The following is a 25,695-nucleotide window of genomic DNA, read 5'->3' on the forward strand; positions in this document are numbered from 1 at the left end:
ATATGAGGGGAAAACGCATCGTTTTAGGAGTCACAGGCGGCATTGCGGCGTATAAAGCGGCGTCTATTTGCAGTCAATTGAGCCAACAGGGAGCTGACGTTCGCGTGATCATGACACAGGCGGCGACCCAATTTGTCACCAAGATGACATTTCAAGCGCTGTCCCGCCATGAGGTGTACAGTGACGTGTTTGACGAACACGATCCGTCCGTCATTGCTCACATCGACTTAGCCGATCATGCCGACCTCTTCGTCGTTGCACCGGCGACGGCCCACACCATTGCCAAACTGGCTTACGGACTTGCAGACGACATGCTCACGTCGGCCATGTTGGCCACACGGGCTCCGGTCGTCATAGCCCCGGCGATGAATGTCCACATGTACCAGCACCCCACTGTTCAGAAAAATATCGAAACGTTGAAAGCGCGGGGGTACCGCTTTGTAGAGCCTGGCGAAGGTCAACTTGCCTGCGGCTATGTCGGCAAAGGACGCATGGCGGAGCCGGAAGTGATCGTGGATGTTGCCCGTGACGTACTGATGAGAGAAAAGGACTTGCACGGCGTGCGCCTGTTGGTGACGGGCGGACCGACGGTGGAGCCCATCGATCCGGTGCGCTATGTGACGAACCGCTCTTCGGGCAAGATGGGTTATGCGATTGCTGAAGCGGCGGTTAGGCGGGGAGCGGACGTGACGCTCGTGAGCGGGCCGACCCATTTGGACCCTCCTGCCGGGGTGACGACCGTACAGGTGACGTCAGCGGAGGAAATGTACCGAGAAGTGTTAGACCGGTTTGAGGCACACGATATCGTCATCAAAGCTGCAGCTGTGGCCGACTACCGCCCGGCACACTACGCAGGGCACAAAATGAAAAAAAACGACAGCTCTCTCGTCCTCGAGTTCGTGCGGACGCCGGACATATTGGCCGAGCTCGGCAAGCGCAAAAGTGACCAGTTTCTCGTCGGCTTCGCCGCAGAGACAAACGACGTGGAGCAGCACGCGATCCACAAGCTCAAACAGAAGAACTTGGACTTGATCGTGGCGAACGACGTTTCAAAACCGGGGGCCGGGTTTGACGTCGACACGAACGTGGTGTCCATCTACAGCCGGGACGGGCTCGTGAAGGAATTGCCCAAGATGGACAAGCGGGCGGTGGCTGACGCTCTTCTCGATGAAATTAAGGGTATCCGTGATGGGTAAGCATTTGAAATTTGCATCTGTCGTCGTCGATGTACCGTCAAGAGGGACAGATCGCCCGTTTGACTACGAGATCCCGGAGGAGCTGGCAGATCAAGTCGAAGTCGGGTGCCGCGTCCACGTTCCATTCGGGTCCCGCATTGTCCAAGGGTATGTCGTCTCCTTGCGCCCACAACCTGAGGTGGCCAACGTGCGCCCCATCCGGGAGGTCATTGACCTTTTGCCGCCGCTGAACGAAGAGCTGGTCAAGCTGGCGGAATGGATGAGCAAGTACTACTTTTCTACGCGGTTAGCAGCCCTTGAAGTCATGATCCCTTCAGCGCTCAGGGCCCGTTACGACAAAATCTTAATTCCCGGCAGCAATGTGGTAGAAGAAGGTGCCTATTTGCTCGGGGAAGCGGAACGGCAGTTGATGGAAGCCGTTCAGCGTGCGAGAACCGGATTGTCGCTCAAGAAGGCAGAAGCGATAGAAGGTGTGACGCGTTCCCTCATCCGCAAACTGATCAGAGAGAAACGGTTGGACGTGGTGGAGCGTGTACGGGACAAGGTGGCGCCAAAGAAGGTGACGTGGGTAAAACCGGCTGAATCCGTACCGTTAGATGAACAGATGTCCCGCATACCGGCAAACGCGCACAAACAGCGAGCGATTGTTCAGTATTTTGTGAAGCACCCAGAGCCCGTCATGCTTTCCGAGCTTCTGACCGCCTTAAAGGCGACGCGGAGCAGTGTCATGCGCCTGGTCGAGGCAGGCATTTTGGTATGCGAAATTCGGGAACAAATGCGCACCCCTTATCACCGCCGCGTCGTTCAGGATCAGCCGCTTCCCTTGACCGAAGAGCAAGACGCAGCACTTCAAGCGATTGTGACCCGGTTGGAGTCGCGGGAAGCCCACACGCTTTTGTTGCACGGCGTGACCGGGAGCGGCAAAACGGAAGTGTATTTGCAGGCCATTGACGCGTCACTTGCCCAAGGACGGGAGGCGATTGTACTCGTGCCGGAAATTTCCCTGACGCCGCAAATGGTTGAACGTTTCAAAGCGCGTTTCGGCGAACGGGTAGCTGTCATGCACAGCGGCCTGTCTCAAGGCGAACGGTATGACGAGTGGCGCAAAGTGGTGAACGGTGCGGTCCAAGTCGTCATCGGTGCCCGTTCGGCTGTTTTTGCCCCTTTTCGTAACCTCGGGCTGATCATTGTCGACGAAGAACATGAATCGTCTTACAAACAAGACGAGACCCCGCGCTACCACGCCCGCGACGTGGCTGTAAAGCGGGCGGCACACTTCGGAGCCGTCACCGTCCTGGGGAGTGCGACTCCTTCCGTCGAGTCCTACTACCGTGCCAAAACTGGCAAGATGGTGTATTTGCCGCTAAAGCAGAGGGTGCAGGGGAGACCGTTTCCCGACATCCACATTGTCGACATGCGCCATGAACTTGACGCAGGCAACCGTTCCATGTTCAGCCGCAAACTGACCGAGGCCTTGACTGCGTGCGTGGAGCGAGGGGAGCAAGCGGTTCTGTTTTTAAACAGGCGCGGGTACTCGACTTTCGTTCTCTGCCGCCAGTGCGGAGCCAACGTTGAGTGTCCCCACTGTGATATTTCGCTGACGTACCACAGGGTGAATCGCACGTTGCGTTGCCATTACTGTGGATTCGCTCAAGCAGTGCCAGACCAGTGTCCCCACTGCGGGAGTGATCACATACGCTACTTCGGTGCCGGAACGCAAAAAGTCGAACAGGAACTGGCTAAGCGCTTTCCGGGATTGCGCATTATCCGCATGGACGTGGACACGACAGGGAGGAAGGGAGCCCATGAAAAACTGTTGACCGCGTTTCGGGAGAAAAAAGCGGACGTTCTCTTGGGTACCCAAATGATCGCCAAAGGGCTGGACTTTCCAGATGTGACGTTGGTAGGCGTGATTGCAGCCGACACGGTGTTGAATCTGCCGGACTTTCGCGCTGCAGAAAGAACGTTCCAATTGCTGACGCAAGTCGGGGGGAGAGCCGGACGCCACGCTCGCCCCGGCCGCGTCGTCATTCAAACGTACAACCCGGAACACTACAGCATCGAGATGGCAGCGAACTACGCAGCAACGGCTTTTTACCGGAAAGAGTGTCAGGCGAGAATGAAAAAACACTACCCGCCTTTTTGTTCCCTCATCGCGATAAAGTTCAGTCATCCCGATCAAGCCACAGTGATGAAAGCGAGTCAGCGCATAACGGACGCGTTAAAACAGTATTTGCCCCGAGAGGCGGAAGTGCTCGGACCCGTCAGGGCCCCTGTTTTTCGGGCGAGAGATAGATATCGGATGCAAACCATGATAAAATACAAAGGCGGTAAAGACCTTTCCGCCGCCATTAACAGGGCCCGGGAAACGGCTGAGGCTAGTTTTCCGGCTGGCGACTTAAGAATAGTGATTGATCGTGATCCGTACGTGTTGTTATAAGAAGCAAGGGGGGACTGCAAATGGCCGTGCGTGCGATTGTGAAACATCCGGATCCCATCCTGCGGGAGAAAGCCGTGAAAGTGACGAAATTCAATGCCAATTTGCATAAACTGTTGGACGATATGGCAGAAACCATGTACGAAACTGGCAACGGTGTCGGGTTGGCCGCACCGCAAATCGGCGTCTCTAAAAGGGTTGTCGTCATCGATGTAGGTGACGGGTTAATCGAGCTCGTCAACCCGGAAATTGTGGAGACAAAAGGGGAACAAATTGGTCCGGAAGGGTGCTTGAGTATTCCAAACGTAGTGGGGGAAGTGAAGCGAGCCAACTACTGTAGAGTCAAAGCCCAGGACCGCAACGGAAACCCCGTGGAATACGAGGGTGAAGCGTTTCTCGCTCGCGCTTTACAACATGAGGTGGATCATCTGAACGGCGTTCTCTTCATTGACATTGCGGAACGGTTTCTCGACCCGGAGGAGACAGAAAAGTCATGACTGTGAAGGTCGTATTTATGGGCACCCCGGATTTCGCGGTGCCTTCTTTACACGCGTTAGTCGATTTAGGTTACACGATTCAGTGCGTGGTGACACAGCCGGATCGCCCGAAAGGAAGAGAGCGGAAGATAACGCCGCCGCCTGTCAAAGTGGCAGCCGAGTCCCTCGGATTGCCCGTGTGGCAACCTGACAAAATCTCACGAAACGAGGCCGTGAAAAAATTACTGTCGTTAAAACCCGATGTGATTGTCACAGCCGCCTTTGGCCAAATCTTGCCCAAAGCTGTTCTCGATGCGCCGCGGCACGGCTGCATCAATGTTCACGCGTCACTGTTGCCCAAGTACAGGGGGGGGGCACCGATCCATCGGGCGATCATGGAAGGGGAGACAGAAACCGGCGTAACGTTAATGTACATGGTCGAGCAACTGGACGCCGGAGACATTCTCACGCAGTGCAAAGTTCCCATTGACAAAGAGGATACGGTTGGCACGTTGCACGACAAACTGAGTCAGGCAGGCGCCGATTTGCTGCGAAATTCTTTACCGTCGATTTTAAACGGAGAGATCGAGCCGAAAGCCCAGGACGAACGCCTCGCCACTTATGCGCCGACAATTAAGCGCGAAGACGAACGCATCGACTGGGAGATGTCGGCTGAGGCCATCCATAACCACGTACGCGGGTTAAATCCTTGGCCGGTTGCTTTTACGACGTGCGGAGGAAAACTTTTAAAAGTCTGGCGCACGGAAGTGGTGAACACTCGGGCGACAGCCGCCCCTCCTGGCAGTGTGACGCGCGTGGCCAACGGCGATTTAACAGTTGCGACGGGGAAAGGGGAGCTGAGGCTTTTAGAAGTGCAGCCGGCTGGAAAAAAACGTATGGACGTGGCTCAATTTTTGCGCGGGAACGCTTTGCAGCCCGGGACCCGCTTGGGAGACGCCCATGAACGGTCGTAACGCGCGCGATGTCAGTTTGGAAGTCCTCACTCGAGTTGAGCGCAAAACGTCGTACAGCAACCTCGAACTGCATCAAGTGCTCAGCCGTTCCCAATTGTCCCCCGTCGATCGCAATCTAGTGACAGAATTGGTGTACGGAACAATCCAACGACGCAATACTCTCGATTGGATCTTGGCTCCGTTTACCCCCAGGAAGCTCGAATTGTGGGTGCGTCAACTGCTGCGGATGAGTGTCTACCAACTGAAGTATTTAGATAAAGTGCCTGCTCGCGCTGCCGTACACGAAGCCGTCGAAATTGCAAAACGGCGTGGACACCGGGGTGTCGCGTCTGTTGTGAATGCCGTCTTGCGAAATGTTTTGCGCCACCCTGACCGCTTGGGAACAATTTCGGAAACGGATCCTGTCAAAAAGCTGTCCCTTGAGTATTCACACCCCGAATGGCTGGTCAAACGATGGCTCGACATCTGGGATGTGCACACTGTGAGGGCCATGTGCGACACAAACAACCGGGCCCCGTCTCACACTGTAAGGGTAAACCGTTTAAAATTGTCACGGGAAGAGCTAGCCACTCAGTTAGAGGCGGAAAACCCCCAGGTGAAGGTCCGCGAATCGGACATTTCAGCGTACGGTTTGATCGTAGAAAAGTTCGGCAACGTGGCCGACAGTGTTTTGTACCGGGAAGGGACGTGCACGGTCCAAGATGAAAGTTCAATGCTCGTGGGAGAGATTCTGAAACCGGCACCCGGTTCGACCGTATTGGATATGTGTGCAGCACCGGGAGGGAAGGCGACACACCTCGCGGAGTTGATGGATGACGAGGGAACGGTGGACGCATTCGATCTTTACAGACACAAAGTGGAACTCATCGAAGAACAAGTGAGACGGCTTGGCGTGCGCAGTGTGAGGGCGAGGCAGGCAGACGCCCGCCAGTTGCCCCGCCTTCTTTCTAAAAAGTACGACTACGTCCTCTTGGATGCGCCGTGTTCCGGACTAGGGGTCATCCGCCGTAAGCCGGAGATAAAATGGCGCAGGTCATTAGAGGACGTCGGCGGTCTCGTGGCGCTTCAGCAGCAACTGTTGGATGCCGCCGCCCAACTAGTTCAACCGGGTGGAGTGTTCGTTTACAGCACGTGTACGTTAGAACCGAAGGAAAACGAACAGCAAGTCGAGTGGTTCCTTAGACGATACCCCGCCTTTCAACCGGACGAATCTTTTGTTCGTACGTTACCGGTAGACGTACGGGAAAAAGCGTGGCTGGGTTCGGGAATGGTGCGCATCTTGCCCCAGTACTTTTGCTCTGACGGTTTTTTTATCGCGCGGTTCACACATATGGCGTAAGAGATATCCGTTTGGACAGAAACTTTTGTGACTGATATAATTTCAATGGCAAAGATGTCGCGAACGAGCGTGTTCAGGTGGTGAGAGAGGTGGCACAGGTGGAATGGGTATACAAGTCGGATGTGGGGCGGGTGCGTTCACACAACGAAGACAGCATGTTCATCCACGCCCCTGACGAGGAACTTGTCGCCGTTGTCGTGGCAGACGGGATGGGAGGCCACAAGGCGGGAGATGTAGCCAGTCAGTTAGCGGCGAAAGTGATGGAAGAACAGCTTGTCCAGATTAAGGCGGAACACACGCTGGACGAGTTGAAAACTTTTTTGATCGAGAGCGTGCAACTGGCTAACGAGCGCATCCTGCAAAAATCACGCGAAAACGCGTCCATGTCTGGAATGGGGACGACACTAGTCGTGGCGATTATTAAAGGTCAGCACCTCTTAATCGGGAATATCGGCGACAGTCGAGCATATTTGATGAATGACGAAAAGTGTGAACAGTTAACACAAGACCACTCTTTCGTTAATGAACTGCTGCACATGGGCGAAATTACGGAAAAAGAAGCGATGGCCCACCCTCAAAAAAACGTCATCGTGCGAGCTGTTGGCATTGACGATGAGGTCAAACCGGACGTCACGGTTCACACTTGGGCAGAAAATGATTACTTGCTCGTGTGCACTGATGGATTGACAGACATGGTGTCTGATGAAGAGATCCACTCTGTCATCAAAAAAGAGGATCAGATGGAGCGAAAGGCAGATCAATTGATCCAGCTGGCTCTTGACGCAGGAGGGGTGGATAATATTTCCCTCGCACTCGTAAAACGAACTGGAATGTCCTCGTCTCGGACGGGGTCTGCACAGGAAGCGAGGTAGCGCCGCATGATTGGCAAACGTCTAGGAAACCGTTATGAATTAGTGTCGCGTATCGGCAGTGGAGGAATGGCCGTCGTCTACTTGGCGAAAGATTTAGTGTTGGATCGGCACGTAGCGGTCAAAGTGTTGAATGACTCTTTGAGTCACGACGACAATTTCGTCGACCGTTTTCGGCGCGAAGCACGTGCAGCAGCGAGACTGTCGCATCCGAACGTCGTGAACATATACGACGTAGGGGAAGACGATGCCATCCACTACATCGTGATGGAGTACGTTGACGGAAAGACACTGAAAGATCGCATTAAGGAAGAAGGGCCCCTCCCTGTTGACGAGGTTGTCTCCATCGGTGAGCAAATAGCGGACGCCCTCGATCACGCCCACGAAAACGGCATCGTCCACCGCGATGTGAAATCGCACAACATCATGATCGGCAAACGCGGACGTGTCAAGGTAGCTGATTTCGGGATTGCCCGAGCAACGAGTTCCCAGACGATTACCCATACGGGTTCTGTCATGGGATCCGTGCACTACTTTTCTCCCGAGCAGGCGCGCGGTGGCCACATCGGAGAGAAGTCTGACATATATTCCCTCGGGGTCGTTCTGTATGAAATGGCCACGGGAACCCTCCCCTTTTCTGGTGACAGTCCCATTGCCGTCGCTTTAAAACATTTGCAGGAAGAACCGGAAGAGCCTATTGACAAACGACCCGGTTTGCCGCAAAGCGTAGACAATGTCATCCGGCGGGCCATGGCGAAAGACCCGCTCCACCGTCACGCATCTGCCCGTGAGCTGCAAAAAGACTTGAGCACAGCCTTAAAGCCGATGCGGCTAAACGAACCCCGCTGGGAACCTGCCGATCCTGACGGAGAGGACACGATTGTCCTCCCTGCCATCAACCCTTCGGATCTCGCAAGCGGAGATCGTGAAAAGACGGCTGAAACGGCCCATGACGATACAGAAGAAGCGCCGGTTCTCGGAGAAGAAGACCCTCGCCCCCTTCAGTCCAAAATCTATCTCGTCTGGAACGTGCCAAAAAAGTGGTCGGCGGCTCTCCCGACGGGATTCCATTGTGGAAAAAAACAGGGTTTATCTTGTTGACTGTTTTACTGATTGGAATATTGAGTGCCGTCGGACTGAATGCCGTTTGGACGTTTATGAGCAACGACAGCGTTGAAGTACCGGAAGTCGTCGGCATGAGTTTGGAAGAAGCGAGTGCGGAATTGGAACGTGAGGGATTGACGTACGAAACGGTTGAACAGGCCCACGATTCAGAGAAGGGAACGGTATTCCGCCAATCTCCGAACCCGTCCCAACGCGTAAAACAAGGGTTTACGGTGACGCTGTACGTCAGTGCCCAGGAGGGCGTTTCAATTCCAAACATGATCAATACGCCGGAGGAAGAAGCGAAAAAAGCGTTGTATGACTTAGGCTTTACACCGGAAGATATCAAAGTCGAGCTGTTGGACGACGAAAACTACGCCCGGGGACATGTCGTTCGTCACGAACCGAAAAGCGGGGATACGGTAGCCCCAGGCGATCCGATCACGCTGTACGTTCGGCCGGAAGAGGATCTCGTCCAAATTCCGAATTTAAACGGCGAGTTCCAGAGCACAGCGGAAGAACGGTTGCGCGAACTCGGATTTAAAGTGTACCGGAACGGGGAGAACGGCGCCATTTACGACCGCAATGCCAACGCGCCACTGTACAAAGTGTACGGTTCAACCCCTTCTCCCGGGACGTATCACCCGAAAGGAGAGGTCGTGCGACTACACGTCAGTCTCAATGAGTCGTACGGCAGAGGAGGCGGCGACCGATCTTCCGACGATGACGACGGCGAAGACGGGAATGGGGAAGAGTAAACGACCAAAGGAAAGTGGTAAGGCTGCGAAAGAACTGACATGACGCAGGAGGTGCTTCATGCCTGAAGGGCGCATTGTCAAATCGTTAAGCGGATATTATTACGTGAAATCAGGCGGACAGCTGTGGCAGTGTCGCGCCAGAGGTCTGTTCAAGAAGAAGCAGTATTCTCCCCTGGTGGGAGACTGGGTTCATTTTGACGAGACGGAGAACGGAGAAGGGTATATTCAGTCGATCGAACCACGCAAGACTGAACTTGTCCGTCCGCCCGTCGCCAATGCAGACCAGGCGGTCATCGTCCATTCAGTCCGTGAGCCTGACCTTCAGCCGCTGTTAATTGACAAATTTCTCGTTCACGCCGAACGGGCCGGCATGAAGCCGTTTATCGTGTTCACCAAAATCGACTTGGGCGCCCCTAAAGGAGAGTTGGAAGAATTAATCGCCGTGTACGAGGGAATCGGTTATCCCGTTGTCCTCACGAGCGTCGTGAAAAATTGCGGTCTGGAACAACTGGGACAAATGCTGGACGGTCACATATCCGTGTTGGCCGGCCAGTCGGGGACAGGGAAGTCGTCCCTTTTAAATGCGCTGATTCCGGAAGTGCGTTTGAAAACAGGTGACATCAGCCGTAAATTGGGGAGGGGACGACATACGACCCGGCACGTGGAAATGCTGGAACTGTCCACAGGGGGATGGGTTGTCGACACGCCGGGATTCAGCCGGTTGTCTTTTGACGGTTGGGAAGCTGAGGAACTGGGTACGTATTTTCCTGAAATGGCGCCTTTGGCTGACCAATGTAAGTTCCGCGGATGCTTGCACTTCCGTGAACCGCAATGCGCCGTCAAGGGCGCTGTCGACACCCAAACGGTCCATGCCCTGCGCTATGAACACTACCTTCAATTTTTAACCGAAATTCAAGAGCAGCGGAGGTATGAGTGATGATTGTAACGGCCCCGTCGATACTCTCTGCCGACTTTGCGAAGTTAGGGGATGAAATAGCAGATGTTGAAAAGGGAGGGGCGGACTGGATACACGTGGACGTGATGGACGGGCATTTTGTCCCCAACATTACCATCGGCCCCCTCATCGTTGAAGCCATCCGGCCCCGCACGTCGTTGCCGCTCGACGTTCATTTGATGATTGCGAATCCTGACCAGTACATCGAATCGTTTGTCAAGAGCGGGGCAGATTGGGTGACGGTTCACCAGGAGGCGTCGCCGCACTTGCACCGGACCATTCACAAAATTAAGGAGCACGGTGTTCGCGCCGGTGTGGCACTAAACCCGGCGACGCCGCTGTCAGCCATCGAGTACGTGCTAGAAGACCTTGACATGGTGCTCATCATGACGGTCAACCCTGGATTTGGGGGGCAAACGTTTATTCGGTCCACCCTTCCGAAAATCCGCGCCTTGCGTCAAATGGCAGAGGAGAAGGGGCTCTCACTCAACATTGAAGTGGATGGAGGCATAAACGAACAGACGGCTTGCGATGCAGTCCATCACGGCGCCAATGTGCTGGTCGCCGGGTCGTACATTTTCGGAGCATCAGACCGCCGGACAAAAATCCAATCGTTAAAACGAGTAGAGGGTGCGATATGAAGGGGAAGGATAGCCGCGTCGTCATCGCCACTGGCGGGCAGTGGGGCCCAGACGATCACGCGTTGATCGCAAAAGACGATTTTGTCATCGGGGTGGACGGCGGCAATGACGAGCTGTTGCAGCGCAATATCACACCGCATTTAGCAGTCGGTGACTTTGATACTGCCCAACTCGAACGGGTGGAAGCCCTGCGGTCCCTCGGAGTACCGGTCGAGCAACTCCCTCGGGATAAGGATGTCACGGACACCGACTATGCCGTGACAAAAGCGTTGCAACGCCAGCCGAAAGAAGTGTTGCTTCTCGGGGCATGGGGAACGCGGTGGGATCATACTCTCGCAAACGTCAATCTGTTGGAAAGAATAGAGAGGGCGGGCGTGCGCGGCGTGATGCAAAACTACTTGAACCGCATGGAATTGGTCGGTCCAGGACAACACGTAGTACGGAGACAGCATTATCACTACATGTCAATGATCGCGTGGCAGGGGGCGGTAAAAGGCATCCACCTGTCAGGCTTTCGGTTTCCCCTTGTTGACGCCACGCTTGAACGTATGAGTTCTCTCGCCATCAGCAATGAGTGGATTGGGGAAAGCGGGACAGTCAAACTTCGGGAAGGAAAACTTTTGATCATCCAGAGCCGCGACCTGGTGTGTTAGTGTAAATGCTTTGGAAATGTGGTTCTAGGCACATTTCCTTTTTTATAGAATATAACTAATAAGGTATGGGGATTCAGTTTGCGATATGACAAGGAGGGCTAGCGGTGAAGTTTTACACGATAAAGCTGCCACGGTTTCTCGGAGGGATTGTCAAAGCGATTATGGGCGCCCTTTATCGCCAAAAGTGAACGCGACAAAATGGCCGGCGGGACTTTTGTGACGTCGTCAAAAAAGCACGTGGGGTGACGGTCTAAGTGCATAGGGGCGGGAAATGCTGTTTCTTGCCAAGTGAAAAAGCACCGCTTCAGGTGCTTTTTAATGCGTTACGGGCGCTCGACTAGCCCCGATTTTAAAGCTTTCGTACTAACGTAGACGCGCTTCGGCTTGCCGTTGACCAAAATTCGCACTTTTTGTAGGTTGACACCCCATTTGCGTTTCGTCTTTCTATGTGAATGGCTGACGCGGTTACCAGATTTTCCTCGCTTGCCTGTTACATAGCATTTGCGTGCCAATGGCTCCACCTCCTTACCCATTTCAACACGAAACAACTTTATCACAGAGACACGTGTTTTTCAAGGACTGGGACAGTCGAGAACGTCAGGTTTTACAAAAGACGTTGTTGTCTTTCCGCTCCCTTTTTCTTTTTTTCTCCAGTAGGTTATTGTACAATGATAATAATGTCAATTGGCAGGTGGGCACCCTCAAAACACAAGGAGGATTGCGTTCATGGCAGTTGAAATGTCGAACGACATGGGCAATATCGACGTGTCCGACGAAGTGATTGCAACGATAGCCGGCGGTGCTGCTTTGGAATGTTACGGTTTAGTCGGCATGGCGTCCCGAAGTCAGATCAAAGACGGGATTGCCGAACTTCTCGGGCGCGAGAACTTGAGCAAAGGGATCGAAGTGCGTACTCTCGAAGACGGCATCGAACTGGACCTGTACATTATCGTCAGTTACGGTACAAAAATTTCGGAAGTCGCCCACAATGTACAGGCAAAAGTGAAATACGCTTTGAACCAAGCGTTAGGTTTGCATGCCCGAGCCGTCAATATTTATGTGCAAGGCGTTCGTCTGACGAACGAGTAGAGGAGGTCACATCGTGACAAAGAACGAACTAGATGGACGAATGTTCGCCCACATGGTGTCCGCGGGAGCTCAGCATTTGTCACAGTCAGCCAAACAAGTCAACGCACTGAATGTGTTTCCAGTCCCGGATGGCGATACGGGAACGAATATGAATTTGACCCTCTCTTCCGGTGTCGACGAAATGAACCGGAACGCATCCAGCCATATTGGAGAAGTGGCAGGAGCGCTTTCTCGCGGTTTATTGATGGGGGCGAGGGGCAATTCGGGTGTCATTTTGTCACAGCTGTTTCGAGGTTTTGCGAAAGAAGTGCAGGACAAAGAGCGGGTGACACACCGCGAGTTTGCACAAGCCCTGCAACACGGTGTCGATACAGCCTACAAAGCCGTGATTAAGCCGGTGGAGGGAACGGTTTTGACCGTCGCACGGGAAGCTGCCAAACACGGCAAGGTGGCGGCCATCCGCGTAAACGATGTGGCGGAATTAATGGAAGAAGTGCTTCACGCGGCCAAAAAAGCGTTGGATCAAACCCCCGATCTTTTGCCGGTGTTGAAGGAAACGGGAGTCGTCGATGCAGGCGGACAAGGTTTGGTATACATATACGAGGGGTTTTTAGCAGCATTAAAAGGCGATGAAATCAGTGAGAGGCGAGAACAGACCGAATCGCTGGACACGTTGACCGAGATAGCGCACCAAAAGAGCGCCCAGTCCCACATTGCGACAGAAACCATCGAATACGGCTACTGCACCGAATTTATTATTCAGATTATTCCCGAGAAGGAATCTACCCGCCCATTTGATGAAGCGGCTTTTCGCGAAGCGTTAAACGCCCACGGTGATTCCTTGTTAGTCGTCGCCGACGACGATTTAGTGAAGGTCCACATACATACGGAAGAACCGCTAAAATTGATCGAATACGGTTTGCAGTACGGAGACATACGCACGGCTAAAATTGAGAACATGCGCGAGCAACACCGGTCCATCGTGGAGAAAAACACAGCACTCGAAACAAGTGATGACGTCAAGCGTTACGGCGTTGTCGCCGTGGCCATGGGGGACGGAATCGCTGACATTTTTCGCAACATGGGGGCGGATGAGGTGATCGCCGGCGGACAGACGATGAACCCGAGTACGGAAGACATCGTGAACGCGCTGAGAGGGGTACGTGCAGAACACTACATCGTTTTGCCGAATAACGGCAACATCGTCATGGCCGCTGAGCAAGCAGGAGAGATTTTGGAAAAGCCGGTGACGGTGATCCCGAGTAAAACGGTTCCCCAAGGGTTGTCAGCGATGCTCTCGTTCAACGCCGAAGCGGGGATCGAGGAGAACCGGCGTGCGATGATGGAAGCGGTCGAGCACGTCAAAAGTGGACAAGTTACCTATGCAGTACGGGATTCGCAAGTGGACGGCCTCTCGATACAAAAAGGCGATTTTATCGGGATCATTGACGGTAAAATTGCCGCGACCCACCCTTCTTTGCTGGAGACGGCCCAACAGTTGTTGCTGGGGATGGTGTCGGACGACACGGAAATTGTAACAGTTTTTTACGGGGAGGAGACAGAAGCCAGTCAAGTGGAAGATTTGGAGCGCTTTTTGACAGAGCGGTTTCCAGATGTGGAAGTAGAAGTACATAACGGCGGGCAGCCATTGTATTACTATCTTTTCGCCGTAGAGTAAGAACGGTAAAGGGGTTGATTCAATGAGTCGCCGGGTGAAAGTTGTCACGGACAGCACCGCGGATATTCCGGAACCGATTCGCAAGGAACTGGACATTGAAATGGTTCCGTTAAAAGTGCACCTGGAAGGGGAAACGTTTTTGGACGGCATCACCTTGAGGCCGGAAGAGTTTTATGAGAAATTGGCCCAAGCAAATGAATTGTCGACGACATCTCAGCCGTCACCCAATGAATTCGTAGAAGCGTACCGCAAAGCGGCAGGGGAAGATAAACATGACATCCTGTCCATTCACTTGTCTGCTGCTTTGAGCGGAACGTATCAATCGGCAGTGCTGGCGAAGTCGATGTTGGAAGATGAACTGAAGATTGACGTTTTTGACGGGAAAAAGGCGTCATACGCTACCGGCATGATGGTCGTCGCCGCGGCCGAAGCGGCAAAAGCGGGAAAAAGTCTTGAAGAGTGCCGGAAGATCGCCGAATCGTTCAGACGGGAGATGCGCGTGTACTTTATGGTTGACACGTTGAAGTATTTGCAAAAAGGCGGGCGCATCGGAAAAGCTTCCGCTCTCCTCGGTTCGGTACTGAACATAAAGCCGATATTGATGTTGGACGAGGACGGTGAAGTGGCGCCCGACGAGAAAGTGCGGGGTAAAAAGAAGGCGATGAACCGCATGTACGAGAAACTGCAGCAATATGCCGGGGACGAGCCCGTGTGGGTCGGGTTGTTACACGCCCAGTCCGAAGGTGAGACAGCGTCGATCTCTGCAACGTTAAAAGAGAAGTTGAACATTTCGCGTTTAGATGTCGTGGAACTCGGTCCCGTCATCGGGACGCATGCTGGTCCTGGAACGATCGGCGTTGCCGTTATGAAAGAGAGTGCCATCGCTTAGATCGGAGTTAGGAGAGAGTGGACAGATGACAAAGGTCAGCCGTCTCCCCGTAACGGAAGTCGCGGGTATTGGTGCCCAGCGGGCGAAACATTTGGCTCAGCTGGGCATCTATACTGTCTTGGACTTGTTTGAATACCTTCCTTACCGATATGAAGACTACCGGATTCGGGACGTACACGATGCAGCGCACGAAGAGACGATCACGGTGCGGGGAAAAGTGGCGGGCGTCCCTGCGGTACGCTGGTACGGGCGCAAAAAGTCGCGCATGTCTGTCAAAGTTCAAACAGATGGCGTATGGGTGAACGCGGTGTGGTTTAACCGGCATTACTTAAAAGACAAGCTTTACCCCGGGCGCACTGTCGTCCTCGTCGGCAAGTGGGATCGGCATCGACTGCAGCTGACGGTGAAGCGATCACTTTTCTCCGAGAAGGAACAAAAACGGCTGTTGGGGCGGTTGGAACCCGTTTACTCTGTCAGCGGTTCCGTCCGCATCGAGTGGCTGCGCAACGTCATTCGGCAGGCGTTCGACCAGTTTGGCGATGACATCGAAGAAACGTTGCCGCCTGAGCTCATCCGGCGCTATAAACTGCTCAATCGGCGGGATGCGCTGTACGTGATGCACTTTCCGCGGGACAGTCGTGATGGCCACCAGGCGCGGCGCCGCATGGTGTACGAAGAGTTGCTCATGTTCCAGTTGAAATGGCAGGTGTTGCGCCATACCCGTAAAAAACGGTTAAACGGGACAGCCAAGAACGTGCCGCTTGACAAGGTGCGCGAGTTTATAAAGGCGCTGCCGTTTACGTTAACGGACGCTCAGGCGAGGGTATTAAAAGAGGCACTGGCCGACTTACAACAGCCGGTGGCAATGAATCGTCTGCTTCAAGGAGATGTCGGCTCAGGGAAAACGGTGGTGGCCGCCGCCTTGTTGTACGCGAATTACGTCAGCGGGTTTCAAGGTGCTTTAATGGCGCCGACAGAGATACTAGCCGAACAGCACGCCCACACGATCCGCGAGTACCTACAACCTTACGGGGTGGACGTCGTGTTGCTCACAGGCAGTATGACGGCAAGGGAAAAACGGGAGGCCCTCGGCATGGTGCAAATGGGATTAGCCCATGTCGTCGTGGGCACCCATGCCCTCATTCAAGAATCCGTCCACTTTCACCGCCTGGGGCTAGTCATTACCGATGAACAGCACCGGTTTGGCGTTAACCAGCGGGCCAAACTGCGCGAAAAAGGAGAAGACCCGGACGTGCTGTTTATGACGGCCACCCCCATTCCGCGCACCCTCGCCATTTCTGCTTACGGAGATATGGACGTTTCGACCATCGACCAATTGCCGGCGGGTCGGAAGCCCGTTAAGACAGTGCAAGTGAAACCGAACCAGTTCGGCAGTGTGATGGAATTTATCCATAAGGAGTGCCGCCGCGGACGTCAAGCGTACGTCATTTGTCCCCTCATTGAGGAGTCAGAAAAACTTGACTTGCAAAATGCGTATGACGTATTGGAACAGCTGGAACCGGCGCTCCAGCCGTACCGGACGGGACTCATACACGGGAAATTGCCTGCCAAGGAAAAAGAACGCGTGATGGGCGAATTTGTCTCCGGCAAGATACACGTCCTCGTGTCGACGACCGTTGTAGAGGTAGGCGTCAACGTCCCGAACGCGTCAGTCATGGTGATTTACGATGCCGAGCGATTCGGACTCGCCCAACTGCATCAGCTCCGGGGCCGTGTCGGCCGCAGCGACGAACAAGCATACTGTATCCTCGTCGCCGATCCCAAGTCTGATACGGGGAAAGAGCGGATGCGGATCATGACGGAAACTGACGACGGGTTTGAAATCGCCCGCAAAGATTTAAAAATTCGCGGTCCTGGAGATTTCTTCGGTGTCAAACAGAGCGGTCTCCCCGAGTTTAAAGTGGCCGATTTAATTGAGGATTACCGGGTGCTGGAAGTGGCGCGGCAAGATGCAGTAAAACTGGTGAACAGCGACGCTTTTTGGGAAGAGGAGCGCTTTCGTCCACTGCGTGAGCAACTGGAAGGGGAGGACGTACTGTACAGGAAAAACTTTGATTGATCGGTGTCAATGTTTCGACGGCCGCCGCATACGGTAGTGTAAGAAAATGAGCGGAGGTCGAAAGTGTGGACCATTACCAAGCCCTTTACCGGGAGACGGCACGTTACGTCAACAAAGTCATAAGGCGTAAAGCGATTACGACCAAAATGATTCAACGGTGGGTAGAAGACGCCAAGCGAATTAAACAGACGAAAGGGACCGTGGGACTGGTGTCCCACTACAAAAGGCTGTACAAACAAGTGCTGACCGAACAAGAAATCGAGCGGTTGAAGCATTCGGCGCGCAAGACAGAGCTGTCGTTTCGCCTCATTGACGTCCTCGTAGAGGAAAAGGTGTTGACAGCGATACAAGCGAAATGGGCCAAACAGTACGTCACGAGGTCATCCTAGCATACGGCCTAAAACACTTCATCACCTTCTGCCATAAAATGTACTACATCTATTCGCGGGTTGGTAAGAGGTGTCCCGTATGTCAAGGCGTTTGAGCTCTTCTTTTGTTTCAGGGGGTATCATTTGGATAACCGCCGTCGTCTTATTTCTTATCGGGTTGGTTTTCTTTTTCAGAGGGGGGCTAACATTTTAAAAAATGGGCACCGATGTCCTTCCGAAGCGCAATCGAGATCATAACATATACTGATCGAGCGATCGCAAGCTTCGGAAAGGAGGTTTTTCGCATGTCCATCAGAGAGTGGTTGAACCGTTTGAAAGAACAAAACCCGAATCTAGAACTTTTACAAGACAGACTGAAGACGTTCATCCGCGAGAAAAGGAAAGATCGCGGCTTTCACGGGCCACCTTTTGGCGGACTGTTCCCAGAACGAGAACCGTTGGAACCGTTGAACCCGCCGCCGTTGGGAATATTTCCGCCCGGCCCGCCGACTCCCGACGCACGTGCGGCCAACCATTGGGGACCTGACGACGTTGGGAGGGGAACGCCGCCCTTTCCTCATTGGAGTCGGCCGCCGGTCTTTCCACCGGGTCCGCCCTTCTACCCTTACCCGGAAGAACTAGAGGCAGAAAATCCCGTTCATCCGCAGTTGGACAGCAGCCGAAAGGGTTATCATCGGTCGGGAGTTTCCGGGGATGAAGAGGCGAAACGGGACCGTCGCGTTTGGAACGGCGAACAGTCCACAGTTCGGATAAGGCACAAAAAAAGAGTCAATCGGACACATCACCGCTAGGTGGTGTTTTTTTGGGTTTAAATGGTTAATTTTTTGAGAATACTGAAGTATAAAGACACCATGTAGGAGGTTAACGATTGATGTACTACGTCATTCGCGAGGAAAACGTTCCGAGAGCTACTGTCATGCACGAGGACGACTATTTTAAGTTTTTCAACCCGTTGAGGCGGGATCACCGGATCGAGTACAGCGGCTCTCAAAACAACTGTTACCGGTATTTTTACGGGAAATACCCGCGTATCCAATAAAGGCACAAAAAGGACCCGCATGGTTTCAAAACCGTGCGGGTCAATTCGTATCTGAGGAACCTCAGATACCTATATGGGAGAGGAGAAACCGGAGGAAGAGCTTATGGGGAAAAGTAAGTCTTCTCCGCGGTTGTCGACAACGCTCGGTGAACGTTGTCATCTATATCATTGCCGCGATTAAAGAAAATATACATGTCGGCCACGACTTTTTTCGCTTTTTTCGCCTGATCGTTTTATGGTAGGATAAACGTGTCATTGGGGGGATGTCGTGTGCGGGTGATAGCCGGGACCGCCAGGGGGCACAAGTTGTCTGCCGTTCCGGGAAACAGAACGCGGCCGACGGCGGATCGAGTAAAAGAAGCTGTTTTTAACAAGATCGGTCCGTTTTTTGACGGCGGGGTTGGATTAGACCTGTTCGCAGGTACGGGAGGTCTGGGAATTGAAGCCCTCAGCCGCGGTTTGGACAAAGTCGTGTTCATCGATCGCGACAGAGCCGCCTGGGCGACGATTCGCAAAAATTTAGCGGCGACGAATTTGAGTGAAAAAGCAGAAGTTTATTGTACCGATGCGCTCAAGGCTCTCCGTTTGTTCAAGCGTCGCCACTGTCAGTTCGACCTCATATTCCTCGATCCTCCTTACAATAAGAACGCCCTCCGGCCCGTCCTTGAACAAGTGGCGCGCTGTTCCGTACTCCGCCCGAACGGTGTGATCGTCGTTGAACACACGGAAGACGAAACGATTCCGAATCAAGTTGCGGATTTGGACCGGAATTTTACAAGGCGGTACGGAAATGTGCACATTTCACTGTTTCAACATTGCGACAAAGCGGCACTCTAGGAACAGGAAGGAGGGGCACCATGTTTATCACCGTGTATCCAGGCAGTTTTGATCCCGTGACGTACGGACACTTGGACATTATTCAACGGGGCGCAAAGGTGTTCGACAAAGTCATCGTCGCCGTATTAGAAAATCCGTCGAAACAGCCGCTCTTCACAGTTGAGGAACGCGTTCGCCTGTTAGTCGAGGTGACGCAAGAGATAGAAAACGTCGAAGTTGACTCGTTTGACGGACTCCTCGTCGACTACATGCGTTTAAAGTCGGCGAAAACGATTATTAAAGGGTTGCGGGCGGTGTCAGACTTTGAATACGAACTGCAAATGGCCTCCATTAACCGCAAACTGAACGACGAGGTTGAAACGTTTTTTATGATGACGAATAACAAATATTCTTACTTAAGTTCGAGTATCGTTAAAAATGTCGCCCAATACCGCGGGTCGGTCAAAGATTTGGTCCCTTATCCGGTAGAAAAGGCGCTGCAACAAAAGTTTTCGTCGTAGAATCGGACGGTGAGCTCATCCTGCCTGAGGAATCAGCTCAGTTAGGCGTGTTTCGAGGCCGGAGAGACGTGTCTCGAAAGCGGAAGAACCTTTTATCTTTTCTTTCGGCTGACGATCGTTTGCACGGCATTGATTAGGATGGCGATGCCAATGAGCGCCAGTAAGAGCAGCAGCACTCGAAAGCCGATAAATTCGAGGCGAGACCACAGATTGGAAAAGCTGTTATTCGGCAGCTGTTGTAAGAAAGCCGGAATGGCCGCGTCGGATGTGAGGAGGTAGCGCTGTACGGGATTCCAAACGATGACAGTGATCACGCCCGCTAACAGGCCGTGTAACATGCGGGCAAACAAGTACGGTTTATATCGAATGTCCGTCGTGCTGAGCAGGCTGGCCACTTGTGCGTGGACACACAGGCCGCTCCAGGCGACAATTGTACTGACGATTGCCATTACGTAAATCATCGGCAAGGTGTCTTTAAATTCACTAGTGGCCTTGGCGCCTAATGTAATTTCAAACAACCCTGAAATCATGGCCGTTGAGAGATCGGTTGGAAGGCCTAACAACATGAGGATAAAGGCAAATACGTGTGCGAGCAGCGTCGTGATGTCGATCAGGGACATCACTTCGATTAGGACGGAAAATATCATCATGAGCCCACCAATCATCAAAAGGGTCTGAATCGAATTCATGACGGAATCCCCGATCAGTGTGCCGAAGGGGCGGCCGTCTTTAAGCCGCGCATTGTGCATCGCTTTCACAGCGCGAACGAGAAAAAATTCTCGGGATGTTTCCATCGGCGGAGATGTTTCTCCTCTCGGGTCGTGGAAACGCATGGCGATCCCCGTGAGCAAACTCGAAGAGTAGTGTGCAACGGCCAGCGTAACGCCGAGGCTCACATCGTGGAAAAACCCGACGGCGACAGCCCCGAACATGAACAGCGGATCCGCGGTGTTCGTAAACGAGACGAGCCGCTCTCCTTCACTGCGGGTGATCAATCCCTGTTCCCTTAAGCGAGACGTTAATTTTGCGCCTATGGGATAGCCGGAAGCCAACCCCATAGCCATGACGAACGCGCCGGGACCCGGTACGCGAAAGACCGGTCTCATAAACGGTTCCAGCAGAACGCCGAGAAAGTGAACGACTCCAAACCCCATCAAAATTTCAGAAGCGATAAAAAAAGGGAGAAGAGCCGGAAAGACGACTTCCCACCAAATTTGCAGCCCTTCTAAGGAAGAATTAAAGGCCGTCTCGGGGTACAAAACTAAAGAGACGACGAGAAACAGGGCGCCTCCTCCCAGGAGAAAACTTTTGAGCCAGGCACGGTTTGCCTTTATGCCTTTACGCATGAAGCATCCTCCAGTCGTGGCCATCGTTGTTATTCCATGTGTACGCGTTTGTCCACAAAAATAGACCAAGCATATCTGGCTGCCAAACGAATAGGGACGACGCCAGGCGTACCGAGTTCAGAGGACCGTTAGCCGGACTGATGATGAGACTGGAAGTATACAACCAACTGGATATCGCATTGTAGGGTCAGAGACGTGTGAAACAAAAAGTTGTCGCCGCCGATGCAAAGGAAGTTCGAGATTTTCTTCAGGCCGAAAGACATCGAGGCGGCGACCGGAACGAAGCGGGAGCTGTTTCGCACCGTGAAAAAGTTGGAAACCGAGGTGAGAATCGCACCTGTCGCGAGCAGGACGCTATTCATTGTTAGGAATCATTTGTCAGAACGGACGTAAACAGGGGTTCGTCTAAACTCTTCCATAAACGGCAGTCGCCAGCCGGTAGCCAAGTTGTACAGGCGACTGGCACGTATATCCCACTCCAACATGGACGGGCGGTCTTTGGAAATGCGCGTAATGATTGGCAGTGTGGCAGTTTTCTTCATCTGCTTTAATAAAAGGCGGCCCTTGTCCGAAAACCCGAGAACGCGCAAGTACGCCGGGCCACCGGCCAAGAGGGATCGGTTGACGTCTGCCTTCGTCCATCCGAGCAGTATCGCGGTCATGACTCGCTGTAACCTGTTCCACGTGTAGCGCTTTGTTTTTAACGCCGTCATGTACTCGTTGACTGTGTGGGAGTGGGACAACTGCTGAAGCAGCCGATGCTCCAACCCCTCATCTACGTTGTAGTAAAGGGATAGTTCTTCCGCTGTAGCCGTCATCAGTTTGGCGAACAACATGGGGTGGAACGACTCCCAAGTCAACGGCGGGATGCCCTTTTCAGTTCGGTCTTTAAGTAGAAGGAAGGTCGTGGGAGGGACAAACGGTTCAATGGCGTTAACATCACCTGATTCCAGCCATTGACGGCGGATGGCTGTCGCACTGGCGATGTGGTGATCCGTTAGCTCCCTTTGGTGGTAACCCGCCTTTTCCCGGCGCACAGTAAAAGGACGAATCGGGCTTTTTGTCTTATGCAGTGCAGCTAAGTAGCTAATCCCTAAAATATTGTTAGGCTCCGCCAGTTCAGAGGGGATGTCGGGGTGATAGTCGTGCAGCGTGCGCCCGTAAGCGTCGGGATAACTTAACCCGTCCTTTAAGTACTGCTGCAACCGCTGTCGGAATGAAGACGGTTCTCGCGCCAGCGTTCGGGCGACTTCTTGCATCCACGTCAAGTCACCGCTCTCACTGCCAAAACAGAGCGTGTCGACGACGCCAGTCGCATTGAGCACTGCGACAGCGCCGTATGCAAACCATTCAGCCGGTTGACTGGCGAACACAGTGGGAAGTTCCAGGACGAGATCGGCACCGCCTAGAAGGGCCATTTCCGTACGCGTCCACTTGTCGACAAGGGCCGGTTCGCCTCGTTGCAAAAAATAACCGCTCATCACGGCGACGACCGCGTCGGCAGCCGTCACCTTTTTCGCTTGTTGCAAGTGGTAGAGATGTCCGTTGTGGAACGGATTGTACTCGACGATTACCCCTACAGTACGCATCAAGGACACCTCCTTTTTTCACAAAACGCCTTCATAAGCGGGAGAGGGGATGTCTCATGTCAGTGAAAGAGAGCTTCCTTAATAGAAAACGCCATTCCCACGACGCTGCAGAGAGGTGGCTTCGGAGACAGTAGTCTCGAATTGTCACTTTTACTAAAATAGTCCATGAAACACCCCTCACACCTCGCGCCATGCTCAATCCCAAAAGGGTGCCGTCAAACAGCACGGGGTCTTTTCTGACACGGCAGCGCACGTCAAGGGCGGAGAATACGCACTATTATACAATGACCTTTCACACGTTGACAATTGATGGCGGCTTTCGCTATAATTACGGATGTTTGATTGTGTTTGGCGTCATGTTGATACGTGTGATGCCTCTCGACGTGGGAATAATGATTACATGACCGCGAGCATGGTTTTAAGGAGGGATCACCGTGCGCATCCAGTTACGCGAACTGAGACGCCAACAGGAACAGGACCTCAACTTCTCCGTGGATGTGGATTTAACTAAGGTCCATCCCAACGTAGAAAAATCCGTCAAAGTATTCGTGAAAGCCCGTGCCCGTTACAGTGAAGATCTGTACGTCATAGACGGGCGATTGAACGCAGTGCTCACGTTAAAGTGCTCCAAATGTCTGACGGCGTACGATTGGCCCCTTGAATCAGATTGGCACGAAGTATTTTCCCGGGAGCAGCCGGCCCAGGCAGAGGAAAAGGACGACACAAACATTCACGTTGTCGAAGAGGACGAGGTAGACCTTTTACCGTACATTCGCGAAGTGTTGCTGTTGGAGATACCGTTCGTCCCCGTTTGCCGCGACGACTGCCGGGGGTTGTGTCCTGTTTGCGGCGTGAACCGCAATACAGACGATTGTGATTGTAAACAAGAAACGATCGATCCAAGGTTGGCCGAGTTAAAAAATTTTTTTTCGTCCAAAGACAACACGTAAACAAGAACGAGTACTTAGGAGGTGTTAAATGTGGCCGTACCTAAACGAAAGACGTCGAAAGCGCGTAAAAACAAGCGTCGAACTCATTTTAAACTGTCTGTGCCGGGGATGGTGCGCTGTTCCCAGTGCGGCGAAATGAAACTGTCCCACCGCGTGTGCAAACATTGCGGCACGTATAAAGGCGAAGAAGTTGTCGAAGTTTAAGGTATTCAATTAAAGAGGGGACTAGTCAAAAAAGGCAGAGCCGAACCGGTTTTGTCTTTTTTGTTGCCTCTTGTCTTGCACCGTGTTCACCTTTTTTTTTATACTGGAATTAGTACCAGGTATTATGATGAGGTGGTGAACGCTTTGCGTCTGTCCAAGCGACAGCGTCAGCAGGAACTTTCCCGCCAGTGGGCAGACAATCCGTTTATAACTGATGAAGACATGGCAAACAAATTTAACGTCAGTGTCCAGACCATTCGTTTGGACCGGATGGAGCTCGGCATTCCGGAATTGCGGGAACGAATTAAGAGTATGGCGGAGCAAGCTTACGGTCAAGTGCGATCACTGCCGCCAGACGAAGTGATTGGAGACATTATTGACCTTGAATTAGATCGCTACGGCATATCCTTGTTTGAAGTTGGGGCAGAGCACGTTTTTTCGCGCAATAACATCGCCCGGGGGCATTACTTGTTTGCACAGGCAAACTCACTGGCGATTGCGTTAATTGACGAAGAACTGGCTTTAACCGCCAAATCCACGGTGCGATTCCTCAAACCGGTTGTGCTCGGCGATAAATGTATAGCGAAAGCGAAGGTGGCGAGCCATGGGGAAGAGCGTTCAGAAGTTGAGGTTGAGACGCGAGTCGGCGAGGACAGAGTGCTTCACGGCCAATTTGACATTTACCACGGGCCGCTGGAAAGGGTGTCGAACAGATGATGCGCGTGGCGCTTGATGTAATGGGAGGTGACCACGCTCCTGAAGCTCCCCTTGCCGGAGCAGTAGAGGCTGCGCGCCTTTGGCCGGACATTCATATCTTGCTCGTCGGCCACGAACAAAAAATCGCCCAGGTGAGAGGCGAGGCCTTACCGTCGAATGTGTCGGTTGTGCATGCGGAAGACGTGATCCGTACAGGGGAAGAACCTGTTCGCGCTGTCCGGCGCAAAAAAGAATCATCCCTCGTCAAGGTTTGTTCCCTTGTGAAAACCGGCGAGGCCGACGTTGCGATTAGTGCAGGGAATACGGGAGCCCTGATGGCAGCCGGCCTGTTTCACGTCGGGAGAATCGGAGGCATTGAGCGCCCGGCGCTGGCCCCGGTCTTTCCCACTGTGGACGAACGCGGTGTGCTCGTCTTGGACGTCGGGGCAAATGTGGACGCAAAACCAAGTCATTTAACCCAGTACGCATTAATGGGAAGTGTGTACGCGGAGAAAGTGCTCGGCGTTTCTGAACCGCGCATCGGACTGCTCAACGTCGGTGCCGAGGAGGGGAAAGGAAATGAACTGACGAAGACCGCTTATCCCCTGTTGAAGGAAATGCCCCTCAACTTCGTGGGGAACGTCGAAGCGCGCTACGTGCTTAACGGGGCGTGCGACGTTTTAATCTGCGACGGGTTTTCCGGCAACATATTGCTCAAAAGCATCGAAGGCGTGGCTGAGACAGTATTGTCTGCGTTAAAGGAGGAAATGAGGCGCAACCTGCCGAGTAAGTTGGCGGCGGCTGTGTTGAAACCTAGGCTCGTCCGTTTTAAAGAAAAAATGGATTACACTGAATACGGAGGGGCCCCCCTTTTAGGGCTGCAGGGGGCCGTCGTCAAGGGACACGGATCGTCAGACGGAAAGGCATTCAAAAACGCTATCAAACAGGCCAGGACGTTTGTCGAACGCGATGTGATCGGGCAAATCAGTCAAAATCTGGGGAGTTGA

The 25,695-nt window shown here is 53.1% G+C and carries 29 protein-coding genes; 26 read left to right on the forward strand and 3 right to left on the reverse strand.

The features are described 5' to 3' along the window. Positions 1-2 precede the first annotated feature (2 nt). The 12 genes from coaBC to spoVM all read left to right on the forward strand — a co-directional run bounded on the left by coaBC (position 3) and on the right by spoVM (position 11,590). On the forward strand, positions 3-1,196 hold the full coding sequence (gene coaBC, locus B0W44_RS06920; protein ID WP_077719420.1) for a bifunctional phosphopantothenoylcysteine decarboxylase/phosphopantothenate--cysteine ligase CoaBC: 1,194 nt from the start codon (positions 3-5) through the stop codon (positions 1,194-1,196). Further along, positions 1,189-3,636, forward strand: a complete 2,448-nt coding sequence (gene priA / locus B0W44_RS06925; protein ID WP_228441582.1) for a primosomal protein N' — start codon at positions 1,189-1,191, stop codon at positions 3,634-3,636. The genes coaBC and priA overlap by 8 nt, the downstream gene beginning before the upstream one ends. Positions 3,637-3,656: 20 nt before the next feature. After that, complete coding sequence (gene def / locus B0W44_RS06930; protein ID WP_077719421.1) at positions 3,657-4,130, forward strand: peptide deformylase; 474 nt, start codon at positions 3,657-3,659, stop codon at positions 4,128-4,130. After that, on the forward strand, positions 4,127-5,083 hold the full coding sequence (gene fmt / locus B0W44_RS06935; RefSeq protein WP_077719422.1) for a methionyl-tRNA formyltransferase: 957 nt from the start codon (positions 4,127-4,129) through the stop codon (positions 5,081-5,083). The genes def and fmt overlap by 4 nt, the downstream gene beginning before the upstream one ends. After that, positions 5,070-6,422 (forward strand): 16S rRNA (cytosine(967)-C(5))-methyltransferase RsmB, encoded by a 1,353-nt coding sequence (gene rsmB / locus B0W44_RS06940; protein WP_077719423.1) that lies wholly within the window; start codon positions 5,070-5,072, stop codon positions 6,420-6,422. The genes fmt and rsmB overlap by 14 nt, the downstream gene beginning before the upstream one ends. An 89-nt stretch (positions 6,423-6,511) precedes the next feature. Further along, the gene (locus tag B0W44_RS06945; protein ID WP_077719424.1) at positions 6,512-7,294 is read left to right on the forward strand and encodes a Stp1/IreP family PP2C-type Ser/Thr phosphatase; all 783 of its coding nucleotides are present in this window, start codon (positions 6,512-6,514) and stop codon (positions 7,292-7,294) included. Positions 7,295-7,300: 6 nt separating this feature from the next. Continuing rightward, complete coding sequence (gene pknB, locus B0W44_RS06950; RefSeq protein WP_077719425.1) at positions 7,301-8,392, forward strand: Stk1 family PASTA domain-containing Ser/Thr kinase; 1,092 nt, start codon at positions 7,301-7,303, stop codon at positions 8,390-8,392. Between the two features lie 20 nt (positions 8,393-8,412). Then, complete coding sequence (locus B0W44_RS06955; RefSeq protein WP_169835461.1) at positions 8,413-9,153, forward strand: PASTA domain-containing protein; 741 nt, start codon at positions 8,413-8,415, stop codon at positions 9,151-9,153. A 58-nt stretch (positions 9,154-9,211) separates the two neighbouring features. Next, complete coding sequence (gene rsgA, locus B0W44_RS06960; protein ID WP_077719427.1) at positions 9,212-10,090, forward strand: ribosome small subunit-dependent GTPase A; 879 nt, start codon at positions 9,212-9,214, stop codon at positions 10,088-10,090. After that, positions 10,090-10,749, forward strand: a complete 660-nt coding sequence (rpe, locus tag B0W44_RS06965; RefSeq protein ID WP_077719428.1) for a ribulose-phosphate 3-epimerase — start codon at positions 10,090-10,092, stop codon at positions 10,747-10,749. Before rsgA ends, rpe begins: the two co-directional genes overlap by 1 nt. After that, positions 10,746-11,402, forward strand: coding sequence for a thiamine diphosphokinase (locus tag B0W44_RS06970; RefSeq protein ID WP_077719429.1), 657 nt, complete (start codon positions 10,746-10,748; stop codon positions 11,400-11,402). The genes rpe and B0W44_RS06970 overlap by 4 nt, the downstream gene beginning before the upstream one ends. 104 nt (positions 11,403-11,506) lie before the next feature. Beyond that, positions 11,507-11,590, forward strand: a complete 84-nt coding sequence (gene spoVM / locus B0W44_RS06975) for a stage V sporulation protein SpoVM (RefSeq protein ID WP_077719430.1) — start codon at positions 11,507-11,509, stop codon at positions 11,588-11,590. Between the two features lie 135 nt (positions 11,591-11,725). Here the strand turns inward: spoVM and rpmB are convergent, their stop codons facing one another. Continuing rightward, a complete protein-coding gene (gene rpmB, locus B0W44_RS06980; RefSeq protein WP_077719431.1) occupies positions 11,726-11,914 on the reverse strand; it encodes a 50S ribosomal protein L28 in 189 nt (62 codons plus the stop codon). A gap of 214 nt (positions 11,915-12,128) precedes the next feature. Here rpmB and B0W44_RS06985 point away from each other — a divergent pair, with 214 nt between their 5' ends. From B0W44_RS06985 to coaD, 9 genes are all read left to right on the forward strand, one after another. After that, positions 12,129-12,491 carry an Asp23/Gls24 family envelope stress response protein gene (locus B0W44_RS06985; RefSeq protein WP_077719432.1) on the forward strand — a complete coding sequence of 121 codons (363 nt, stop codon included), beginning with the start codon at positions 12,129-12,131 and terminating at the stop codon, positions 12,489-12,491. Between the two features lie 13 nt (positions 12,492-12,504). After that, entirely contained in the window at positions 12,505-14,169 is a 1,665-nt protein-coding gene (locus B0W44_RS06990; protein WP_077719433.1) for a DAK2 domain-containing protein, read from the forward strand. Positions 14,170-14,191: 22 nt separating this feature from the next. Beyond that, complete coding sequence (locus B0W44_RS06995) at positions 14,192-15,058, forward strand: DegV family protein (RefSeq protein WP_077719434.1); 867 nt, start codon at positions 14,192-14,194, stop codon at positions 15,056-15,058. A 25-nt stretch (positions 15,059-15,083) separates the two neighbouring features. Beyond that, positions 15,084-17,138, forward strand: coding sequence for an ATP-dependent DNA helicase RecG (recG, locus tag B0W44_RS07000; RefSeq protein ID WP_077719435.1), 2,055 nt, complete (start codon positions 15,084-15,086; stop codon positions 17,136-17,138). Positions 17,139-17,203: 65 nt separating this feature from the next. Beyond that, on the forward strand, positions 17,204-17,527 hold the full coding sequence (locus B0W44_RS07005) for a hypothetical protein (protein ID WP_077719436.1): 324 nt from the start codon (positions 17,204-17,206) through the stop codon (positions 17,525-17,527). Positions 17,528-17,811: 284 nt separating this feature from the next. Continuing rightward, positions 17,812-18,318 carry a hypothetical protein gene (locus B0W44_RS07010; protein WP_077719437.1) on the forward strand — a complete coding sequence of 169 codons (507 nt, stop codon included), beginning with the start codon at positions 17,812-17,814 and terminating at the stop codon, positions 18,316-18,318. A gap of 80 nt (positions 18,319-18,398) precedes the next feature. After that, on the forward strand, positions 18,399-18,566 hold the full coding sequence (locus B0W44_RS18050; RefSeq protein WP_169835462.1) for a hypothetical protein: 168 nt from the start codon (positions 18,399-18,401) through the stop codon (positions 18,564-18,566). A gap of 270 nt (positions 18,567-18,836) precedes the next feature. Continuing rightward, positions 18,837-19,403 (forward strand): 16S rRNA (guanine(966)-N(2))-methyltransferase RsmD, encoded by a 567-nt coding sequence (rsmD, locus tag B0W44_RS07015; RefSeq protein WP_077719438.1) that lies wholly within the window; start codon positions 18,837-18,839, stop codon positions 19,401-19,403. 20 nt (positions 19,404-19,423) lie between these two features. Then, positions 19,424-19,903 carry a pantetheine-phosphate adenylyltransferase gene (gene coaD, locus B0W44_RS07020; RefSeq protein ID WP_077719439.1) on the forward strand — a complete coding sequence of 160 codons (480 nt, stop codon included), beginning with the start codon at positions 19,424-19,426 and terminating at the stop codon, positions 19,901-19,903. Between the two features lie 92 nt (positions 19,904-19,995). Here coaD and ylbJ read toward each other — a convergent pair whose 3' ends face one another. Further along, entirely contained in the window at positions 19,996-21,249 is a 1,254-nt protein-coding gene (gene ylbJ / locus B0W44_RS07025; protein ID WP_077719440.1) for a sporulation integral membrane protein YlbJ, read from the reverse strand. Positions 21,250-21,471: 222 nt separating this feature from the next. On the opposite strand from ylbJ, the gene B0W44_RS18055 reads away from it, so the two are divergent. Continuing rightward, a complete protein-coding gene (locus B0W44_RS18055; protein WP_169835463.1) occupies positions 21,472-21,642 on the forward strand; it encodes a hypothetical protein in 171 nt (56 codons plus the stop codon). On the opposite strand, the gene B0W44_RS07030 is transcribed toward B0W44_RS18055, so the two are convergent. After that, a complete protein-coding gene (locus B0W44_RS07030) occupies positions 21,621-22,838 on the reverse strand; it encodes a nucleotidyltransferase (protein ID WP_077719441.1) in 1,218 nt (405 codons plus the stop codon). The two genes, B0W44_RS18055 and B0W44_RS07030, sit on opposite strands and share 22 nt — an antisense overlap. Before the next feature lie 434 nt (positions 22,839-23,272). On the opposite strand from B0W44_RS07030, the gene B0W44_RS07035 reads away from it, so the two are divergent. The 4 genes from B0W44_RS07035 (at position 23,273) to plsX (ending at position 25,695) form a co-directional block, all read left to right on the forward strand. Then, positions 23,273-23,788: a YceD family protein gene (locus B0W44_RS07035; RefSeq protein WP_169835464.1), complete on the forward strand. Its 516-nt coding sequence runs from the start codon at positions 23,273-23,275 to the stop codon at positions 23,786-23,788. Between the two features lie 30 nt (positions 23,789-23,818). Beyond that, positions 23,819-23,992 carry a 50S ribosomal protein L32 gene (gene rpmF / locus B0W44_RS07040; RefSeq protein ID WP_077719443.1) on the forward strand — a complete coding sequence of 58 codons (174 nt, stop codon included), beginning with the start codon at positions 23,819-23,821 and terminating at the stop codon, positions 23,990-23,992. A 150-nt stretch (positions 23,993-24,142) separates the two neighbouring features. Then, positions 24,143-24,709 (forward strand): transcription factor FapR, encoded by a 567-nt coding sequence (gene fapR / locus B0W44_RS07045; protein ID WP_077721283.1) that lies wholly within the window; start codon positions 24,143-24,145, stop codon positions 24,707-24,709. Beyond that, positions 24,709-25,695 carry a phosphate acyltransferase PlsX gene (gene plsX, locus B0W44_RS07050; protein ID WP_077721284.1) on the forward strand — a complete coding sequence of 329 codons (987 nt, stop codon included), beginning with the start codon at positions 24,709-24,711 and terminating at the stop codon, positions 25,693-25,695. Before fapR ends, plsX begins: the two co-directional genes overlap by 1 nt.

Source organism: Novibacillus thermophilus (genome assembly GCF_002005165.1).
In the GTDB taxonomy this organism is placed as follows: Bacteria; Bacillota; Bacilli; order Thermoactinomycetales; family Novibacillaceae; genus Novibacillus; species Novibacillus thermophilus.

Coding starts and splice junctions, on each gene's coding strand:
- coaBC (WP_077719420.1), top strand. CDS start 3: ATGAGGGGAAAACGCATCGTTTTAGGAGTCACAGGCGGCATTGCGGCG.
- priA (WP_228441582.1), top strand. CDS start 1,189: ATGGGTAAGCATTTGAAATTTGCATCTGTCGTCGTCGATGTACCGTCA.
- def (WP_077719421.1), top strand. CDS start 3,657: ATGGCCGTGCGTGCGATTGTGAAACATCCGGATCCCATCCTGCGGGAG.
- fmt (WP_077719422.1), top strand. CDS start 4,127: ATGACTGTGAAGGTCGTATTTATGGGCACCCCGGATTTCGCGGTGCCT.
- rsmB (WP_077719423.1), top strand. CDS start 5,070: ATGAACGGTCGTAACGCGCGCGATGTCAGTTTGGAAGTCCTCACTCGA.
- pknB (WP_077719425.1), top strand. CDS start 7,301: ATGATTGGCAAACGTCTAGGAAACCGTTATGAATTAGTGTCGCGTATC.
- rsgA (WP_077719427.1), top strand. CDS start 9,212: ATGCCTGAAGGGCGCATTGTCAAATCGTTAAGCGGATATTATTACGTG.
- rpe (WP_077719428.1), top strand. CDS start 10,090: ATGATTGTAACGGCCCCGTCGATACTCTCTGCCGACTTTGCGAAGTTA.
- B0W44_RS06970 (WP_077719429.1), top strand. CDS start 10,746: ATGAAGGGGAAGGATAGCCGCGTCGTCATCGCCACTGGCGGGCAGTGG.
- B0W44_RS06985 (WP_077719432.1), top strand. CDS start 12,129: ATGGCAGTTGAAATGTCGAACGACATGGGCAATATCGACGTGTCCGAC.
- B0W44_RS06995 (WP_077719434.1), top strand. CDS start 14,192: ATGAGTCGCCGGGTGAAAGTTGTCACGGACAGCACCGCGGATATTCCG.
- recG (WP_077719435.1), top strand. CDS start 15,084: ATGACAAAGGTCAGCCGTCTCCCCGTAACGGAAGTCGCGGGTATTGGT.
- B0W44_RS07010 (WP_077719437.1), top strand. CDS start 17,812: ATGTCCATCAGAGAGTGGTTGAACCGTTTGAAAGAACAAAACCCGAAT.
- B0W44_RS18050 (WP_169835462.1), top strand. CDS start 18,399: ATGTACTACGTCATTCGCGAGGAAAACGTTCCGAGAGCTACTGTCATG.
- coaD (WP_077719439.1), top strand. CDS start 19,424: ATGTTTATCACCGTGTATCCAGGCAGTTTTGATCCCGTGACGTACGGA.
- ylbJ (WP_077719440.1), bottom strand. CDS start 21,249: ATGCGTAAAGGCATAAAGGCAAACCGTGCCTGGCTCAAAAGTTTTCTC.
- B0W44_RS18055 (WP_169835463.1), top strand. CDS start 21,472: ATGCAAAGGAAGTTCGAGATTTTCTTCAGGCCGAAAGACATCGAGGCG.
- B0W44_RS07030 (WP_077719441.1), bottom strand. CDS start 22,838: ATGCGTACTGTAGGGGTAATCGTCGAGTACAATCCGTTCCACAACGGA.
- plsX (WP_077721284.1), top strand. CDS start 24,709: ATGCGCGTGGCGCTTGATGTAATGGGAGGTGACCACGCTCCTGAAGCT.